This window comes from Streptomyces monticola (genome assembly GCF_042665355.1).
Taxonomy (GTDB): Bacteria; Actinomycetota; Actinomycetes; order Streptomycetales; family Streptomycetaceae; genus Streptomyces; species Streptomyces monticola.
Genome location: NZ_JBHTCF010000001.1, coordinates 1,016,422 through 1,033,919 on the forward strand (window position 1 = coordinate 1,016,422; position 17,498 = coordinate 1,033,919).

13 protein-coding genes are annotated in these 17,498 nt (G+C 71.8%); all 13 read left to right on the forward strand.

The features are described from left to right. From asnB to ACFQVC_RS04245, 13 genes are read left to right on the forward strand one after another with little or no spacing between them, the layout of a single operon-like run. Complete coding sequence (gene asnB / locus ACFQVC_RS04185) at positions 1-1,929, forward strand: asparagine synthase (glutamine-hydrolyzing) (protein ID WP_381826494.1); 1,929 nt, start codon at positions 1-3, stop codon at positions 1,927-1,929. A gap of 27 nt (positions 1,930-1,956) precedes the next feature. Next, the gene (locus tag ACFQVC_RS04190) at positions 1,957-4,161 is read left to right on the forward strand and encodes a bi-domain-containing oxidoreductase (protein WP_381826496.1); all 2,205 of its coding nucleotides are present in this window, start codon (positions 1,957-1,959) and stop codon (positions 4,159-4,161) included. Beyond that, positions 4,158-6,200: a heparinase II/III family protein gene (locus ACFQVC_RS04195; protein WP_381826498.1), complete on the forward strand. Its 2,043-nt coding sequence runs from the start codon at positions 4,158-4,160 to the stop codon at positions 6,198-6,200. The genes ACFQVC_RS04190 and ACFQVC_RS04195 overlap by 4 nt, the downstream gene beginning before the upstream one ends. An 8-nt stretch (positions 6,201-6,208) precedes the next feature. Continuing rightward, on the forward strand, positions 6,209-7,723 hold the full coding sequence (locus ACFQVC_RS04200) for a right-handed parallel beta-helix repeat-containing protein (RefSeq protein WP_381826500.1): 1,515 nt from the start codon (positions 6,209-6,211) through the stop codon (positions 7,721-7,723). Between the two features lies 1 nt (position 7,724). Next, positions 7,725-8,987, forward strand: a complete 1,263-nt coding sequence (locus ACFQVC_RS04205) for an O-antigen ligase domain-containing protein (RefSeq protein ID WP_381826502.1) — start codon at positions 7,725-7,727, stop codon at positions 8,985-8,987. A 2-nt stretch (positions 8,988-8,989) separates the two neighbouring features. Further along, positions 8,990-10,267 (forward strand): glycosyltransferase family 4 protein, encoded by a 1,278-nt coding sequence (locus ACFQVC_RS04210; protein ID WP_381826504.1) that lies wholly within the window; start codon positions 8,990-8,992, stop codon positions 10,265-10,267. Continuing rightward, positions 10,264-11,514, forward strand: a complete 1,251-nt coding sequence (locus tag ACFQVC_RS04215; RefSeq protein WP_381826506.1) for a methyltransferase domain-containing protein — start codon at positions 10,264-10,266, stop codon at positions 11,512-11,514. Before ACFQVC_RS04210 ends, ACFQVC_RS04215 begins: the two co-directional genes overlap by 4 nt. Continuing rightward, entirely contained in the window at positions 11,511-12,305 is a 795-nt protein-coding gene (locus ACFQVC_RS04220; protein WP_381826507.1) for a glycosyltransferase family protein, read from the forward strand. The genes ACFQVC_RS04215 and ACFQVC_RS04220 overlap by 4 nt, the downstream gene beginning before the upstream one ends. Beyond that, the gene (locus ACFQVC_RS04225) at positions 12,302-12,949 is read left to right on the forward strand and encodes a PIG-L deacetylase family protein (protein WP_381826509.1); all 648 of its coding nucleotides are present in this window, start codon (positions 12,302-12,304) and stop codon (positions 12,947-12,949) included. The genes ACFQVC_RS04220 and ACFQVC_RS04225 overlap by 4 nt, the downstream gene beginning before the upstream one ends. A 3-nt stretch (positions 12,950-12,952) precedes the next feature. Continuing rightward, a complete protein-coding gene (locus ACFQVC_RS04230; RefSeq protein WP_381826511.1) occupies positions 12,953-13,978 on the forward strand; it encodes an NAD-dependent epimerase/dehydratase family protein in 1,026 nt (341 codons plus the stop codon). Continuing rightward, positions 13,966-15,255, forward strand: coding sequence for a DUF4910 domain-containing protein (locus tag ACFQVC_RS04235; protein WP_381826513.1), 1,290 nt, complete (start codon positions 13,966-13,968; stop codon positions 15,253-15,255). Before ACFQVC_RS04230 ends, ACFQVC_RS04235 begins: the two co-directional genes overlap by 13 nt. Before the next feature lie 5 nt (positions 15,256-15,260). Further along, positions 15,261-16,535 (forward strand): MATE family efflux transporter, encoded by a 1,275-nt coding sequence (locus tag ACFQVC_RS04240; RefSeq protein WP_381827104.1) that lies wholly within the window; start codon positions 15,261-15,263, stop codon positions 16,533-16,535. After that, complete coding sequence (locus tag ACFQVC_RS04245; RefSeq protein ID WP_381826515.1) at positions 16,532-17,479, forward strand: glycosyltransferase family 2 protein; 948 nt, start codon at positions 16,532-16,534, stop codon at positions 17,477-17,479. Before ACFQVC_RS04240 ends, ACFQVC_RS04245 begins: the two co-directional genes overlap by 4 nt. Positions 17,480-17,498: the final 19 nt, after the last annotated feature.

The window sequence follows — 17,498 nt, forward strand, 5'->3', positions numbered from 1 at the left end:
ATGTGTGGTATCGCAGGTACTTATCGATGGCCGGACGGGAAGGCCGTGACCGACCGGCTCACCGATACCCTCGCCCACCGCGGCCCGGACGGGGCGGGCCGGTACAGCCATTCCGCCGGTGACGGTGAAGTAGAGCTCGGGCACCGCCGGTTGGCCATCATCGACCTGTCCGGGACCGGCGCCCAGCCGATGGTCTCGGACGGTCTCGCCCTGACGTACAACGGCGAGCTGTACAACGCGCCCGAGCTGCGCGCCGAGCTGACGGCCGCCGGGGTGCGCTTTCGCGGTACGTCCGACACCGAGGTGCTCCTCGAGGCGTGGCGGCGCTGGGGCACGGACTGCCTGCCCCGCCTTCGCGGCATGTTCGCGTTCGGCATCTTCGACGAGCGGACCGGTGAACTTGTCCTGGCCCGCGACCAGTTGGGCATCAAGCCGCTGTTCCTGCTCCGGCGCGGTACGGGCCTGGTGTTCGCCTCCGAGCTCAAGGCGCTCGCCGCCGCCACCGGCGGGTCGCTGCAGGTGGACGAGGCGGCCCTGGTGGCCTCGCTCCTCTACTACTGGGTGCCGGACTCTCGGTGCGCGTTCCGCGAAGCGGAGAAACTGCCCCCGGGGAGCTGGCTGCGGTGCAGGCCCGACGGCCGGGTGGAGCGCGGCCGGTACTGGAACCTCCGTGACATCGCCGCCGAGGGCCGGGAGCGGGCCCGCAGCGGTCAACTGCCGGACCTGGCCGCCGTCGTGGAGGAGTCGACCCGGCAGCATCTGCTCTCCGACGTACCCGTGGCGACGTTTCTCTCCGGCGGCCTCGACTCCAGCTATCTGACCGCCCTCGCGGCCCGCGACAAGCCCGGTATCTCCGCGTACACGATCGGATTCCGCGCCGAGGACGCCAAGTTCGAGGCGATGCCCGACGATCTGCGCTATGCCCGGCAGGTGGCCGAACGGTTCGGCGTCGACCTGCACGAGATCGAGATCGCCCCGAACGTGCTCGACCTGCTGCCGCAGATGACGTACCACCTGGACGAGCCGATCGGCGACCCCGCCGCGATCAACACGTTCCTGATCTGCTCGGCCGCCCGGGATGCCGGGGTCAAGGTGATGCTCTCGGGGATGGGCGCCGACGAGCTGTTCGCCGGTTACCGCAAGCACCTGGCCAACCTGATCGCGCTGCGCTACCAGCGCGTCCCGCGGCCGCTGCGGCGCGGCCTGTCGAGCGCCGTGGACCGCCTTCCGGTAGCCACGGCCCGCCGCGGCTACCGGTCGGTGCGCTTCGCCAAGCGGTTCCTCTCCTTCGCCGATCTGCCGGAGGAGACCGCCTTCCGGCGCAGCTACACCATGTACGACCGAGGCGAGCTGCTCGACCTCGTCGATCCGGACCTGGCCGGCACGGTCGGGGATGTGCTGACCGAGCATGCGGACATCTACGAGGACAACGACCTCGACGACTTCGTCAACCGCATGTGCCTGGGCGACGCCCGGATGTTCCTGCCGGGCCTGAACCTCGCCTACACGGACCGCTCCAGCATGGCCGCGTCGACCGAGGTACGGGTGCCGTACGTGGACGTCGAGGTGGTCAGGGCGGCGTTCGCCGTGCCCGGCGACCGCAAGATCGTCGGACGGCAGGGCAAGGCCGTCCTCAAGGAGGCGGCCACCTCGATCCTGCCCCGGGAGATCGTGTACCGGCCCAAGGGCCTGTTCAGCGCCCCGCTGCGGGCCTGGATGAGCCGGGATCTGGCACCGCTGGTGCGCGAGGTGGTCAACGACGGCGAACTCGTCCGTTCCGGTTTGCTGCGCCGCGATGCGCTGGCGCGGATGGTCGCCGAGGACGCCGCCGGTCAGCGGGACTTCTCCAAGCATCTGTGGCATGTGCTGACCCTCGAGTACTGGTATCGCGGCGCGGTCTCCGGCTCCGGCCGGAGCCAGGCGGCCTGACGGTTCGGAAATGAAAGAGGAGCTCGGGTGAAGCAGGTTGTACAGAACTACAAGAGCGGCGAGCTGGCGGTGCTCGACGTTCCGGTGCCGGGGTGCAAGCCGGGCGGTGTCCTCGTCCGCAGCGGCTACTCGCTGATCTCCACCGGGACCGAGCTGATGAAGGTGTCGGAGGCCGGCATGTCGATGCTGGCCAAGGCCCGTTCACGCCCCGACCAGGTGGCCAAGGTCATGCAGAGCGTGGCCACCAACGGGGTGCCGGCCACCTACCGCAAGGTGATGGGCAAGCTGGACTCCTACACACCGCTCGGCTACTCGCTGTGCGGCGTGGTCGAGCAGGTCGGCGCGGGGATCGACGATGTGAAGGTCGGCGACCTCGTGGCCTGCGCCGGCAACGAGCACGCGTTGCACGCCGAGCTGAACTGGGTGCCGAAGAACCTCTACACGCCGGTGCCGGACGGCCTCGCGCCGCGGCACGCGGCCTTCGGCACCGTCGGGTCGATCGCACTGCAGGGCGTCCGCCGCGGCGAGCCGCAACTCGGCGAGACGGCCCTGGTGATCGGCCTCGGCCTGATCGGGCAGCTGGTGGTGCAGCTCCTCGCCGCCTCGGGAGTCCGTGTCGTCGGGGCCGACCCCGACCCGGAGCGCTGTGCACTCGCTGCCCGCCTGGGCGCCGCGGCCTGCGGCGATCCCGCGTCCGCGGCCGTGGAGGCCGCCGTCGCCGAACTCACCGACGGCCACGGCGTGGACCAGGTGTATCTGGCCGCAGGCGGCGGCAGCAACCAGCCCGTGGAGCTGGCCGCCAAGCTGAGCCGGGACCGCGGCCGGGTCGTCGACATCGGCAAGTGCCGCCTCGACCTGCCGTGGAACGCGTACTACGAGAAGGAGCTCGACGTCCGGTTCTCGCGTTCGTACGGCCCCGGGCGCTACGACCCGGAGTACGAGCTCGAAGGCCGTGACTACCCGATCGGCTATGTGCGCTGGACCGAGCGCCGCAACCTGGCGTGCTTCCTCGATCTCCTCGCCCGCGGCAGCGTCGACGTGGAGCCCCTGGTCTCCCACGTCGCCGCGTTCGACGACGCCGTCCAGACGTATCAGCGCCTGAAGGACGGCGAATTGAAGGCCGTGGCTGTGCTGTTCCGGTACCCCGGGCCCGCTGATCAGCCGGCGGCCGAGGCCGCCCCGGCGGCGGCCCCCGAGGTGGCCGTGCCCGCGGTCAAGCGCGGCGGCGGAGGACCGTCCGCCCCGGTCCGGGCCACGAAGTCGCCGGTGCGGCTCGCGTTCGTCGGCGCGGGAAACTACGCCACGTCGATGCTGCTTCCGCACCTGGCACAGCGCGAGGGCGTCAAGCTGTCGACCGTCGTCACCACGACGGCGCTGTCCGCGGCCAACGCGCAGCGGAAGTTCGGCTTCGCCGAGGCGACCACCGACCTCGACGCCGTGCTCGGCGACCAGTCCATCGACGCGGTTTTCGTGGTCACCCGGCACAGCTCGCACGCCGAACTGACCCGAAGAGCACTGCGCGCGGGCAAGACGGTGTTCGTGGAGAAGCCCCTGGCTCTCACCGAGGCCGAACTCGCCGGTGTGCTCGAAGCGGTGGCGGAGTCCGGCAACGACCGGCTGCAGGTGGGCTTCAACCGCAGGTTCGCGCCGCTGCTGCGGGAGGCCAGGAAGAGGTTCGGCGCCAGGACCGGGCCGGCGAGCATCCGCTACCTGGTCAACGCGGGCCGCCTCGAGCACGGCAGCTGGTATCGCCAGGAGGGCACCGAGGGGTCGCGGTTCACCGGCGAGGGCGGGCACTTCATCGACACGGCGAGCTGGCTGCTCGGGGCCGACCCGGTCTCGGTGTACGCGCTCTCCTCGTCCGGCAACGAGGATCTGCAGGTCGTCCTTCGCTACCCGGACGGGTCCACCGCCACCATCAGCTACGTCACCACCGGCCCGGCCGGCTTCCCCAAGGAGACCCTCGACCTGGTCGCCGACGGCAAGGCGCTGCGGCTCGACGACTTCGTCCGTGCCTCGGTCTACGGCCGTAAGCGGTGGGTCAGTTCACGGCTGCCCAAGGCCAGGGACAAGGGCCAGTCCGCCGAGCTGGCCGCGTTCCTCAAGGCCGTGCGGACCGGCGGGCCGATGCCGGTGCCGCTCGAGTCCCTCGTCGCCACCACGGCGGCCACCCTCGCCGTGCCGGCCGGCCTTGCCGGCGGCGCCCCGGTGACCTTGGCGGGGACGAGATGACGGTGATCTCGGGGAGTGCGGGCTGGTACCTGCGACGCCTGTCCCGGATGGGACCGCGGGAGGTCGGCGGCCGGGTGGCCGACACGGTGCGCAGACGGCGCTGGCGGTCGGCGCCGCCGGACTGCCCGAGTGTGCCCGGCGCCCGGTTCACCGCGGTACTGCCCGCCGGGGCGATCGCCGAGGTGCCGCCGGACGCCGCGAAACGACTCGTCGCCGAGGCGGACCGGCTGATGGCCGGGCACGCCGAGTACTTCGGCGTCGTCCGCGACGACCTGGCCGACCCGGACTGGTGGTACGACCCGAAGACCGGGCGCCGGGCCCCGTGGGGCTACGCCTTCGACGTGCCGTACCGCGACGAGGAAGCGGTCGGTGACATCAAGCAGATCTGGGAGCTGTCCCGGCATCAGTACCTCACCGTCCTCGCCGCCGCCTACGCGATCACCGGGAACGAGCGGTACGCCGAGCGCGTCGCCGAGCATCTGCGGTTGTGGTGGGCGGCCAACGCACCGCTGCGCGGCGTGCATTGGGTCAGCGGCATCGAGCTGGGCATCCGGCTGCTGTCCTGGGTGTGGATCCGGCGGCTGCTCGACGGCTGGCCGGGCGCGGCCGGCCTGTTCGAGGGCAACCCGGTGGCGCTGAACCAGATATGGCACCACCAGCGCTGGCTGGCCGCCTTCCCCAGCCGGGGCTCCTCGGCGAACAACCACGTCATCGCCGAGGCCGCCGGGCAGTTCGCCGCGGCCTGCGCGTTCGGCTGGTTCCCGGCATCGGCGCGCTGGCGGGCCGATGCGCTGCGGTCCCTGGAGCGGCATCTGCGGAGCAACACCTTCGAGTCCGGCCTCAACCGCGAGCTGGCCACCGAGTATCACGGACTCGTCCTCGAACTCGGGCTTGCCGCGGTGGCCGAGGCGGACGCCGCAGAGGTGCCGGTCCCCGCGTCGGTCCGCGTGGTGCTGCTGCGGATGACCGACGCGCTCGCCGCCGTCGTGGACAGCCGGCTGCGGCCGCCGCGCCAGGGCGACGCGGACGACGGTCACGGTCTGATCGTGGACGGCGCGGGCACCGACCGCTGGGGCTCGCTCCTCGCCACCGGGGACGCCGTGTTCGGCGGGCTCGACTGGTGGCCGGCGGTGACCGGCACCGATGTGCGCACTCCGCTCCTTGCCGCGCTCATCCGCCCGTACGCGAAGGTCGGCGCGGCACCGGCCGTGGCCCGCCCGGCAAGCCGGCCGGGGCACTTCGCCGACGCGGGCATGACCATCCTGCGCGGTCCTGACGGGATCTGGTGCCGCTGCGACGGCGGCCCGCACGGGTTCCTGTCCATCGCCGCGCACGCCCACGCGGACGCACTGTCCGTGGAGGTCAGGCACGACGGGGTCGATGTGCTCGCCGACCCGGGGACGTACTGCTACCACGGGCAGCCCGAGTGGCGGCAGTACTTCCGCTCGACGCTCGGCCACAACACCCTGCAGCTGGACGGCGCCGACCAGTCCGTCTCCGGCGGCCCGTTCCTGTGGACCCGGCAGGCCCGCACCCGGGTCCTGACCGCGGATGCGGCGGACACCGCCGGTGCGGGGACGGCCCGCTGGTGTGCCGAACACGACGGCTACCAGCGCTCCGTGCACCGACGCAGGGTCGAACTGACCGCCGAGAGCCGGGAGTTGAGGGTGGTCGACGAGGTGCTCGACGAGGGCCGTGGCCCGCGCCGTGCCGCCGTACGCCTGGCGTTTCACCTCGGCCCCGCGATCGCCGCGGACCTGGTGGGCAACCGGGCCGTGCTCACCTGGACCCGGGACGGCGAGGACCGTTCCGCGGTGCTCGACCTGCCGGGGCAGCTGAACTGGCGGGCGCACCGCGGCGAGAGCGACCCGCCCCTCGGCTGGTACTCCGCCGGTTTCGGGCGCAAGGAACCCAGCACCACGCTGGTCGGAACCGGAACCGGAACCGGAACCGGAACCGGAAGCGGCACCGGCACCGGCACCGCCGACGGCACCGGGCCGCTGGGGGAGTTCGTCACCGTGCTCAGGTTCCACGGCTAGGGGGACGCGTGGTGATCAAGAGGCGGCACTGGGCGGTGGCGGCACTCGCCCTGCTGGCGACCGGCTGTGTGAGCACGCAGCACGCCCCGGCGGCGGAGCCGACCGGCGCACCGTCGACGTCCGTGGCCCGGGCCCGGGTGTGCGCCGGGCCCGCGGCCGGTCCCGGGACGGCGCCGACGGGCGCGGTGACGGTCGACCCCGCGGTGGTCGGTGATCTGGCCGCGAAGACCAAGTCGAGCCCTCCCGGCACGACGTTCTGGCTCCGCCCCGGCAAGCACAGGCTGGACCCGGACCGCTACGCCCAGGTCGTGCCCAAGAAGGGGAACAGCTACATCGGCGCGCCGGGCGCGGTGCTCGACGGCCGCAGGACCAACCAGTACGCGTTCGGCGGCAGCGCCGGCGGCGTCACCATCCGGCATCTGACCGTGCAGCGCTTCGTCGCGCCGCACAACGAGGGCGTCGTCAACCACGACTCGGCCGACGGCTGGGTGATCGAGCACGCGACGATCAAGGACAACTCCGGTGCCGGGCTCATGGCCGGTGACCGCCAGCAGGTCCGGGCCAGCTGCCTGCGCGGCAACGGCCAGTACGGCATGAACGCGTACAAGGCCTCCGGCCGGATCGGCGGCCTGGTGGTCGAGGGCAACGAGATCGCGGACAACAACCGCGACGACTGGGAGCGGCGGCGAAAGGGCTGCGGCTGCACCGGAGGCATCAAGTTCTGGGCCGTCAACGGAGCTGATATCCGCGGCAATTGGGTGCACGACAACCGTGGCACCGGGTTATGGGCGGACACCAACAACAATGACTTCCGCATCGAGAAGAACGTACTCGAGGCCAACGACGGCGCCGCGCTGATCTACGAGACCAGCTACAACGCGGTCATCCGCCACAACACCATCCGGCGGAACAACTGGGCCGAGGGCCGCAGCTACGCCGACCGCGGCGACAACTTCCCGTTCGCGACCGTCTACTTGTCCGAGTCCGGCGGCGAACCACGGGTCCGGGCCCGCACGGACAAGATCGAGATCTACCGGAACCTGCTGGAGAACAACTGGTCCGGGATCACCCTGTGGGAGAACGCCGACCGGTTCTGCAACAGCCCGGCCAACACCTCGTCCGGTGACTGCACGCTCCTGGTCCGGGACACCGGCCGCTGCGCACGGCCGGGCATCGCCACCGCACCGCTCTACGCCGACTGCCGGTGGAAGACCCAGCGGGTGGACATCCACGACAACCGCTTCGTCCTCGACCCGTCCGTCGTCGAGTGCACGGACAAGTGCGACCGCATGGCGGTCCTCGCCAACTACGGCACCTATCCGGACTGGTCGCCGTACCAGGGCGAACGGGTGGCCGAGGCGATCACGAGCAAGCAGCGCAACCGCTGGCACGACAACGTCTACGTCGGACCGTGGAAGTTCGTCGCCCACGACCCGAGCCGGGTGCTCGACTCCGGGCAGTGGCAGGGCGCGCCGTACCAGCAGGACACGGGCAGCGTCTTCCGCGCACGGGACGGTGGTTGAGATGAGTCCACACGTCACGGACCACTCGGCGAAGCTCGTCGGCACGGCCTGGGGGCTGCTCATCCTCAACACGCTCGGCTCCGCCGGCGCGCAGACCATCGTTCCGCTGCCCCGCTCGCTCATCCAGATGGTCACCATGGGCGCGCTGGTCGCGGCGTTCGCCCTGGCGCTCGCGGTCAATCTCCGGCTGCGCATCCGGGCCAGCGCCTTCGTGCTCCTGCTCACCCTGCTGCTCGTGCCGAGCGTGATCTCCAGCGTGGACCTGGAGTCCGGGTTCGGCGCGCTGTTCCGCTGCGCCCGCCTGGCGCTCTTCGTCGGCACGCTGTGGCTGCTCAGCCGCTGGTGGGACGGCAGCCTGACGTTCGTACGGCATCACATCCGGATGTACTTCGCGGTCCTCGGCTCCGTGGCCGCCGGCGCGCTCATCTCGCCGGGCGCCGCCATGCCCGAGCTGTACGGCGGCCGCCTCGTCGGTGCGCTGTGGCCGCTCACCCCGCCGCAGATCGGGCAGTACGCCGCGGTGATCATCGGCCTCACCGTGCTGCTCGTCCTGGGCCGCAGGACCGACAGGGGCAGCGCGGCGGTGGTCATCGTGCCGGCCCTCGTCCTGCTCGCGCTGACCCATACCCGGACGGCCACGCTCGGCCTGCTCATCGGCCTCGCCCTTGCGATCGGTTCGCTCATCCTGACCAGTGCGGCCGCCCGCCGATTCTTCACCTGGGCGGTGCTGTGCGCCGCCGTGGCCGCGGTGGGGTTCGGCTCCCTGCTGCAGGCCTGGTTCCTGCGCGGGCAGAGCCAGGAGAACTTCTCCAACCTCACAGGCCGGGCCAAGGTCTGGGACGCCCTGCTGGCGGCCCCCCGGTCGACCTCGGAGCAGCTGTTCGGCGCGGGCCTCGGCGACAAGTCGTTCGGCGGCCTTCCGATCGACAACAGCTGGCTGGCCGTCTACCACGAGCAGGGTCTGACCGGCGCGGCCATCGTGGCGGCGATCATCATCGTGCTCGGCGGGGTCGCGTTGCTGCGGCCGCCCTCGCTGGCGAGGGCCTGCGCGATCTTCCTGATCAGCTACTGCGCGATCGCTTCGTACACCGAGGCGGGCCTCGGCGACGCCTCGCCGTATCTGCTGCACCTGACCGTGGCCGCCTCGCTCCTTGCCGTACCCGCCGCACCCGACGCACCGGCCGTGGCGGCAACTCGCCTGGTGGCGCCCGGAGTTCCCCGACGCCGCGTACCGCGCTGGGCCCAGAGATCGGAGGTGACCTGAGCATGCACATCCTCGTGGTGCACAACCGCTACAACTCGGCGCAGCCGAGCGGGGAGAACAAGGTCGTCGACCAGGAGGTGGAGCTGCTGCGCACGGCAGGCCACCGGGTCGAGGTGTTCGAGCGGCGCAGCGACGACATCGCCGCCCGGTCCCTCCTCGGCAAGGCCAAGGTGCCGCTCCTCGTGCCGTGGAATCCGGCGGTCCGCGCCGAGCTCGCGGCCCGGCTCCGTGCCGCACGCCCCGACGTGGTGCACATCCACAACGTCTTCCCGCTCCTGTCGCCCGCGGTACTCGCCGCCTGCGCCGACGCCGGCGTACCCGCCGTCGCCACGCTGCACAACTACACCCAGATCTGCCCGCCCGGCACGCTGCAGCGGGACGGGCGGCCGTGCACCGAGTGCGTGGGCGCGACACCGCTGCCCGCCGTCCGGCACGGCTGCTACCGCGGCTCCAGGCTCGCGACGGTGCCGCTCGCGGTCAGCCTGTCGGCCAACCGGCGCCGGTGGTGGACCGGTGTGGAGCGGTTCTTCTGCATCTCCGCGGCCCAGCGCGACGTCCTGGTGCGGGCCGGTATGCCGGCCGAGCGCCTCGTGGTGAAGCACAACTTCGTGCCGGAGCCGCGCGCCCGCCGGGCGGACGAGGGCAGGCACCTGCTCTTCCTCGGCCGGCTCGCGGAGGCCAAGGGCGTACGGCTGCTCATGGCCGCGTGGGACGAGATCGCCGAGGAGGGCGGTGCGGGCGTGCCGCTCGTCATCGCCGGCGCGGGGCCACTGGAACAAGAGGTGACCGCCTGGGCGGCGGGCCGGGACGACGTGCGGTACGTCGGCCTGTACGACCCGGCCCAGTGCCGTCAGGCCATCGCGCGGTCGGTCGCCGTGCTGGCTCCCTCGACATGGCTGGAGGCGTTCGGCCTGGTGGTCGTGGAGGCGATGGCGGCGGGCGTACCGACCGTCGCCGCCGGTCACGGTGCCTTCGTCGAACTCGTCGAGGACGGGGTGACCGGGCTGCTGCACAAGCCCGGTGAGTCCGCCTCGCTCGCGGACTGCATCCGCCGGATCACGGCCGAGCAGGACCGCAACCGGGAGATGGGCCGGGCGGCCCGGCGCCGTTACGAGCAGGGCTTCAGCCCGGCCGTCGGCCTGGAGCGCCTGGTGGAGGGGTACCGCACCGCGATCGCGGTGCGGTCGGGCGGCGGGGACGGCCCGCCGCCGACAGGAAACGCAAGCACCGGTTCGCGGCGGGGGGCCCGCGCGAACAGGGGGGATGGGGACAGCAGATGACTGGATGCCGACTCTGCGGCTCGGGAGCGATGGCGAGCGTCGTCGACCTCGGAGCGACGCCGCCGTGCGAGAGCTTTATCGCCGCGGACCAACTGGACCGGCCGGAACCGGCGTACCCGCTGCATCTGCGGGTCTGCACCGACTGCTGGCTCGCACAGATACCTCCGCTGATCACGCCGGAGGAGACCTTCAAGGAGTACGCGTACTTCTCCTCGTACTCGACCTCCTGGGTGGAGCACGCGGGTACGTTCGTCGCCGACGCCGTGCAGCGCCTTGAACTGGGCCCCGACGCCTTCGTGGTCGAGGTCGCCAGCAACGACGGCTACCTCCTGAAGCACCTGGTGGACCGGGGGATCCGCTGCCTCGGCATCGAGCCGTCGGTGAACGTCGGCGCGGCGGCACGCGACAAGGGCGTGCCCACCGTCACGGAGTTCCTGAGCCCGGACACCGGCTCGGCCGTCCGCAAGGAGCACGGCCCGGCCGACCTGGTCGTGGCCAACAACGTGTACGCGCACATCCCCGACGTCGTCGGGTTCACACAGGGCCTTCGCCACCTGGTCGCCGACGACGGCTGGGTCTCCATCGAGGTGCAGCACCTGCTGACCCTGATCGAGGAGAACCAGTACGACACGATCTACCACGAGCACTTCCAGTACTACACGGTCGCGTCGGCGATCCGGGCCCTGGAGAGCGGCGGACTCGCGCTCGTGGACGTCGAGTTGCTGCCCACGCACGGCGGCTCCATCCGGCTGTGGGCCCGCCCGGCGGAGGTGGCCGGCGAGCCGGCTGAGCGCGTGGCCGACGTCCTCGCCCGGGAGAAGGCAGCCGGGCTTCAGGAGCTGTCCGGGTACACCGAGTTCTCCGCCCGCGTCGCCAAGGTCCGCCGTGACCTGCTCAAGTTCCTCATCACAGCGGCCGAGCGCGGCGAGACGGTCGTCGGCTACGGCGCCCCCGGCAAGGGCAACACCCTGCTCAACCACTGCGGCATCCGGCCCGATCTGCTCGCGTACACGGTCGACCGCAACCCCTACAAGCACGGCAGGTTCACCCCGGGCACCCGGATCCCGATCCTGCCGCCCGAGCAGATCGCCGCCGACCGGCCGGACTACGTGCTCGTCCTGCCGTGGAACCTGCGGGCCGAACTGACCGAGCAGCTGTCCTTCGTCCACGACTGGGGCGGCCGCCTCGTCTTTCCCATCCCCGAACTGAGCATCGTCGAGCCGAACAAGGACGAGGTGGCGTCATGAAGGTCGTTCTGTTCTGCGGCGGTTACGGGATGCGGATGCGCAGCGGCTCGTCCGACGATGTGCCCAAGCCCATGGCGATGGTCGGCCCGCGCCCGCTGATCTGGCACGTCATGCGCTACTACGCGCACTTCGGGCACACCGAGTTCATCCTCTGCCTCGGCTACGGCGCACATCACATCAAGAACTTCTTCCTCAACTACGAGGAGACGACGTCCAACGACTTCGTGCTGAGAGGCGGCAGGACCGAGCTCCTCTCCACCGATATCTCGGACTGGACGATCACGTTCGCGCAGACCGGTATCGAGTCACCCATCGGGGAGCGGCTCCGCCGCGTGCGGCACCACCTGGACGGCGACGAGATGTTCCTCGCCAACTACGCCGACGTGCTCACCGACGCCCCGCTGCCCCAGATGATCGACACCTTCGCCCGGCGTGACGCCGGGGCGTCGATGATGGTGGTGCCGCCGCAGTCCTCGTTCCACTGCGTGGACCTGGGCGAGGACGGCCTGGTGGGCGGCATCACCGCGGTCAGCGAACTGCCGCTGTGGGAGAACGGCGGCTACTTCGTGCTCCGCCAGGAGGTCTTCGACCACATCCCGGAAGGCGGGGACCTGGTCGCCGACGGCTGCGCCCAACTCGCCAAGCGCGCCCGCCTCGTGGCCCACCAGCACCGCGGCTTCTGGAAGCCGACCGACACCGTGAAGGAGCGGGCCGCGCTCGACGACGCCTACGCCAGGGGCGACCGCCCGTGGGCCGTGTGGGAACGCGACGAGGCAGAGGTGACCGCGTGATCCGGCTCAATACCGGGCGTCTGAACCGGATCGTCGCGCTGGGCGCGCACTGCGACGACATCGCCATCGGCGCCGGGGGCACACTCCTCACGCTGTGCCTCGCGCACCCGGGTATCCGTGTCGACGCGCTGGTGCTCTCCGGCGGCGGCAGCGAGCGTGAGCAGGAGGAGCAGGCCGCGCTCGCCGCCTTCTGCCCGGACGCCGACCTGCGCCTCACCGTGCTCAAGCTGCCGGACGGCCGGATGCCCGTGCACTGGGACGAGGCCAAGGCCGCGGTCGAGGAACTGCGCGCGCAGACCGACCCGGACCTGGTGCTCGCCCCGCGCACGGACGACGCACACCAGGACCACCGGGGTCTCGCGAAGCTCGTGCCCACCGCGTTCCGCGACCACCTCGTGCTCGGCTACGAGATCGTCAAGTGGGACGGCGACCTCGGCCGTATGACGGTGTATCAGCCGCTGGCGCCGGAGACCGCCGAGCGGAAGGTGCGGCTGCTGCAGGAGCACTACCCCTCGCAGCGCCACCGGCCCTGGTACGACCGGGAGGCCTTCCTCGGCCTCGCCCGGATCCGCGGTATCGAATGCCACGCGCGCTACGCCGAGGCGTTCGCCGTCACCAAACTCACGCTCGACCTGGGGGACTGAACCTTGCGCGTACTACTGACCGGACACCAGGGCTACCTGGGCACCGTGATGGCCCCGGTCCTCGCGGCCGCCGGGCACGAGGTCACCGGCCTCGACGCCGGCCTGTTCGCCGACTGCGTCCTCGGCCCGATGCCCGCCGACCCGCGGGGGCACCGCGTCGACCTGCGCGACATCACGGCCGAACACGTCGCCGGAGTGGACGCGGTGATCCACCTGGCCGCGCTCTCCAACGACCCGCTGGGATCGCTCGCGCCGGAACTCACCTACGACATCAACCACCACGCGTCGGTACGCCTGGCCCGCCTCGCCCGCGAAGCCGGAGTGCGGCGCTTCCTCTACGCGTCGACGTGCTCGGTCTACGGTGCCGCGGGCGGCGGCGACCTGGTGACCGAGGACGCACCGCTGCGCCCGGTGACGCCGTACGCGGAGTCCAAGGTGCGCGTGGAGGACGATCTGCACGCCCTGGCCGACGGCGACTTCAGCCCGGTGTTCATGCGCAACGCCACCGCCTTCGGCCACTCGCCCCGGCTGCGCGCCGACATCGTCCTGAACAACCTGGTCGGCCACGCCCTCCTGTCCGGCGAGGTCCTTGTGCTCTCCGACGGCACCCCCTGGCGCCCGCTGGTGCACGCGGCCGATATCGCCCGCGCCTTCACGGCCGCGCTGACCGCGCCGCAAGAAGCCGTGCACGACCGGGCGTTCAACATCGGCAGCGAGACCAACAACGTCACCGTCGCCGAGATCGCCGAGCAGGTCGCCGCGGCGGTGCCCGGCTCGAAGGTGGTGATCACCGGGGAGACCGGTGCCGACCCGCGCTCCTACCGGGTGGACTTCTCCCGGTTCCGCGCCGCCGTCCCCGGCTTCGACTGCGAGTGGACGGTGAAGCAGGGCGCGATCGAACTCGCCGACGCCTACCGCGAACACGGCCTGACCCGGGAGGACTTCGAACGGCGCTTCACCCGGCTCGCCGTGCTGCGCGAGGCGTCCGACGCGGGTGCCGTCGACGACACCCTGCGGTGGCGCGGATGACCGCGGCAGGGGAGCGGATGCACGCACTGGTGGAGCGGTTGTACCCGCTCTGCCGGAGCATCACGGGCGACGGGGTCCGCGCCACCCTGGAGATCGTCGGCGAATACGTCCCGCTGCAGATGCACGAGGTGCCGACCGGGACGCCGGTGCTCGACTGGACGGTGCCGCAGGAGTGGAACATCCGGGACGCGTACGTCGCCGACACCGCGGGCAACCGTGTCGTCGACTTCGCCGCGTCCAGCCTGCACGTGCTCGGCTACAGCGTGCCGGTGGCGCGGACCATGACCCTGGCCGAGCTGCGCCCGCATCTGCACACCCTGCCGGACCACCCGGACTGGGTGCCGTACCGCACCAGTTACTACCGGCCGGAATGGGGGTTCTGCCTGGCCCAGAACACCCTGGACGCGCTGCCGGACGGCGACTACGAGGTCCGTATCGACTCCATACTCGCCGACGGCCACCTCACCTACGCCGAACACGTGGTCCCCGGGCAGGTCCCGGACGAGGTGATCGTCTCCTGTCACGTCTGCCACCCGTCGCTTGCCAACGACAACCTGGCCGGCATCGCGGTGGCGACATTCCTGGCCCAGGCGCTCGCGGAGCAGGAGCAACCGCCGTACTACACCTACCGGTTCATCTACGCGCCCGGCACCATCGGGGCGATCACCTGGCTGGCCCGCAACGCGGAACGGGTGGACCGGGTCAAGCACGGGCTCGTCCTCGCCTGCGCCGGGGACCCGGGACAGCTGACGTACAAACAGAGCAGACGAGGCGACGCGGAGATCGACCGGGTGCTGCGGCATGTCCTCGCCGCGTCCGAACGCGCCCACCGCGTCGAGGAGTTCACTCCGTACGGCTACGACGAGCGGCAGTACTGCTCGCCCGGGTTCGACCTCGGCGTGGGCTCGCTCAGCCGGACCCCGTACGCCGGGTACCCCGAATACCACACCTCGGCGGACAACCCGGACTTCGTCTCCCCGGAGGCGATGGAGGACACCCTCGCCGTCTGCCGCGAGGCGTTCGCCGTGCTCGACCGCAACCGGCGGTACGTCAACCTCAGCCCGTACGGCGAACCCCAGCTGGGGCGACGGGGCCTGTACGACTCGCTCGGCGGCCGCAGCGACGCCAAGGAGGCCCAGATGGCCATGCTCTGGGTGCTCAGCCTCTCCGACGGCGAGCACGGTCTGCTGGACGTCGCCGAGCGGTCGGGGCTGCCGTTCGAGACCGTCGCCGCCGCGGCCGACGCCCTGCACGGCGCCGGGCTGATCAAGGCATGACGGCGATGACCACCGAGGGGGAGAAGCGGACCGCCAAGCGGGCCATGGCCGGACGGCTGTCCTGGGGCCTCGCCGACCAGGCGGCCTCCAGCATCTCCAACTTCGTGGTGGGCATGTACGTGGCCCGCTCCCTCGGTCTTACCGCGTTCGGCGTGTTCAGCCTGGCCTGGGTGACCTACGGCGTGGTGCTCAACGTCTCCCGCGGCCTGTCCACCGACCCGCTCGTGGTGCGCTTCAGCGGAGTGCCCGAGTCGTCCTGGCGCGCGGCGGTGGCCCGGTCGTCGGGTACCGCGCTCGGCGCGGGCGTCGCCATCGGCGCGGTGGCCGTGGCGGCCGGGCTCGCGCTCGGCGGCCGCGTGGGCCCGGCGTTCGTCTGCCTCGGTGTCGTACTGCCGGGGCTGCTCCTCCAGGACGCCTGGCGGTTCGCGTTCTTCGCCGCCGGCGCCGGGCGGAAGGCGTTCGTCAACGACCTCGTGTGGGGCGTCGCGCTCGTCCCGGCCATGGTCGTGGCGGCCCGCGTGGGCAGCGTGGCCGCTTTCCTGCTCGCCTGGGGCGCGTCCGCCGCGGTGGCCGCCGCGTACGGCTGCCTCCAGTCCGGCATCAGGCCCCGGACGAGCCGGGCGCGCGGCTGGCTGCGCGAGCAGCGCGATCTCGGCTCCCGCTATCTGGTCGAGAACGTCAGCCTCAGCGGCGCGAGCCAGCTGCGGGCATACGGGCTCGGCGCGATCGTCGGAGTCGGCGCGGTGGGCGCGGTCCGGGGCGCCGAGCTGCTGCTCGGCCCGTTCCTCGCCGTCCTGATGGGGCTTTCCCTCGTCACCGTCCCGGAGGCGGCGCGGGTGCTGCGCCGGGCCCCGCACCGCCTCGGCCGCTTCTGCCTCCTCCTCGGCGCCGGGCAGGCCGTCGCCGCGCTGCTCTGGGGCGGGGCGCTGCTCCTTGTGCCGGACCGGCTCGGCGAGTTCGTACTCGGCGGCGTCTGGCACTCCGCGGCGGAGCTCATCGTGCCGGTCACCCTCGGTGTCGCGGGCGCGGGCCTCGGCACCGGCGCGGCGGCCGGGCTCAGGGCGCTCGGCGCGGCCCGGCGCAGCCTGCGCAGCCAGCTGTTCGCCTCCGTCTGCTACGTCGGCGGCGGGCTCGGCGGCGCGGCCGTCGCCGGCACGGTCGGCTCGGCCTGGGGCGTCGCCGCCGCGACCGTCTGCAGCTCGGCCGTGTGGTGGCTGCAGCTGCGGTCCGCCCTGCGCGAGCGCCACCACAACTCCGTTCCCGAAGTGAGGACTTCATGACCGTCCAGCCCAGGCTGAGCATCGGCCTGCCCGTGTACAACGGCGAGGAGTACCTCGCCGAGGCGCTCGACGCCCTGCTCGGCCAGACCTACGAGGACTTCGAGCTGGTCATCTCCGACAACGCCTCGACCGACGGAACCCAGGACATCTGCCGCAAGTACGCGGATCAGGACGCACGTATCCGCTACCTCCGGCTGCCCCGGAACATCGGCGCCGCACCGAACCACAACTACGTCTTCACCGAGTGCCGCGGCGAGCTGTTCAAGTGGGCTTCGCACGACGACCTCTACGCCCGCGACCTGCTGCGGCGCTGCGTGGAGGCGCTCGACGAACACCCCGACGTGATCCTCGCGCACGCCGACCAGGCGGTCATCGACGAACACGGCCAGGTGAAGGTCCCGTACCCGTACACGCTCGCCACCGACTCGCCGCACGCCCCCGAGCGCTTCCGCAGCCTGCTGTTCGAGCCCGGCGGCGACGACTTCTACGGGGTGATGCGGGCCGACGTGCTGCGCCGGGTGAAGCCGCACGACAGCTACCACCACGCGGACCGCACGTTCGTCGCCGAGATCACCCTGCACGGGCCCTTCCACCAGGTGCCGGAACTCCTCTACTTCCGCCGCGACCACCCCACCCGCGCCGAGCGGGCGAACCCTTCCAAGCGCTCCCGGTGCGTCAACCTGGACCCGCGCCGTGCGGGGCCGCTGCATCCGACGCCCCGGCTGCTCGCCGAGTACGTCTGGGGCTTCGTCTCGGCCGTCCGGCGGGCACCGCTGTCCCCGGCCGAACGGCGCGCCTGCTACCGCCACTTGGCCACCTGGATGACCAGTCGCGCCCGGCCCGGCACCGGCGAGCGGGTCGAGGACCGCGCCCCGGTCGACCCGGCCGAGCTCACGGTCTCCGTCGACGCGCTCGTGGCCGGCCGTGAGGGGCGGCGGACATGAAGGCCCCTGGAAGAGCGGA

Excerpts from the sequence above, each read along its gene's own strand:
- ACFQVC_RS04195 (WP_381826498.1), top strand. The coding sequence starts at position 4,158 with ATGACGGTGATCTCGGGGAGTGCGGGCTGGTACCTGCGACGCCTGTCC.
- ACFQVC_RS04215 (WP_381826506.1), top strand. The coding sequence starts at position 10,264 with ATGACTGGATGCCGACTCTGCGGCTCGGGAGCGATGGCGAGCGTCGTC.
- ACFQVC_RS04245 (WP_381826515.1), top strand. The coding sequence starts at position 16,532 with ATGACCGTCCAGCCCAGGCTGAGCATCGGCCTGCCCGTGTACAACGGC.
- asnB (WP_381826494.1), top strand. The coding sequence starts at position 1 with ATGTGTGGTATCGCAGGTACTTATCGATGGCCGGACGGGAAGGCCGTG.
- ACFQVC_RS04205 (WP_381826502.1), top strand. The coding sequence starts at position 7,725 with ATGAGTCCACACGTCACGGACCACTCGGCGAAGCTCGTCGGCACGGCC.
- ACFQVC_RS04240 (WP_381827104.1), top strand. The coding sequence starts at position 15,261 with ATGACCACCGAGGGGGAGAAGCGGACCGCCAAGCGGGCCATGGCCGGA.
- ACFQVC_RS04220 (WP_381826507.1), top strand. The coding sequence starts at position 11,511 with ATGAAGGTCGTTCTGTTCTGCGGCGGTTACGGGATGCGGATGCGCAGC.
- ACFQVC_RS04210 (WP_381826504.1), top strand. The coding sequence starts at position 8,990 with ATGCACATCCTCGTGGTGCACAACCGCTACAACTCGGCGCAGCCGAGC.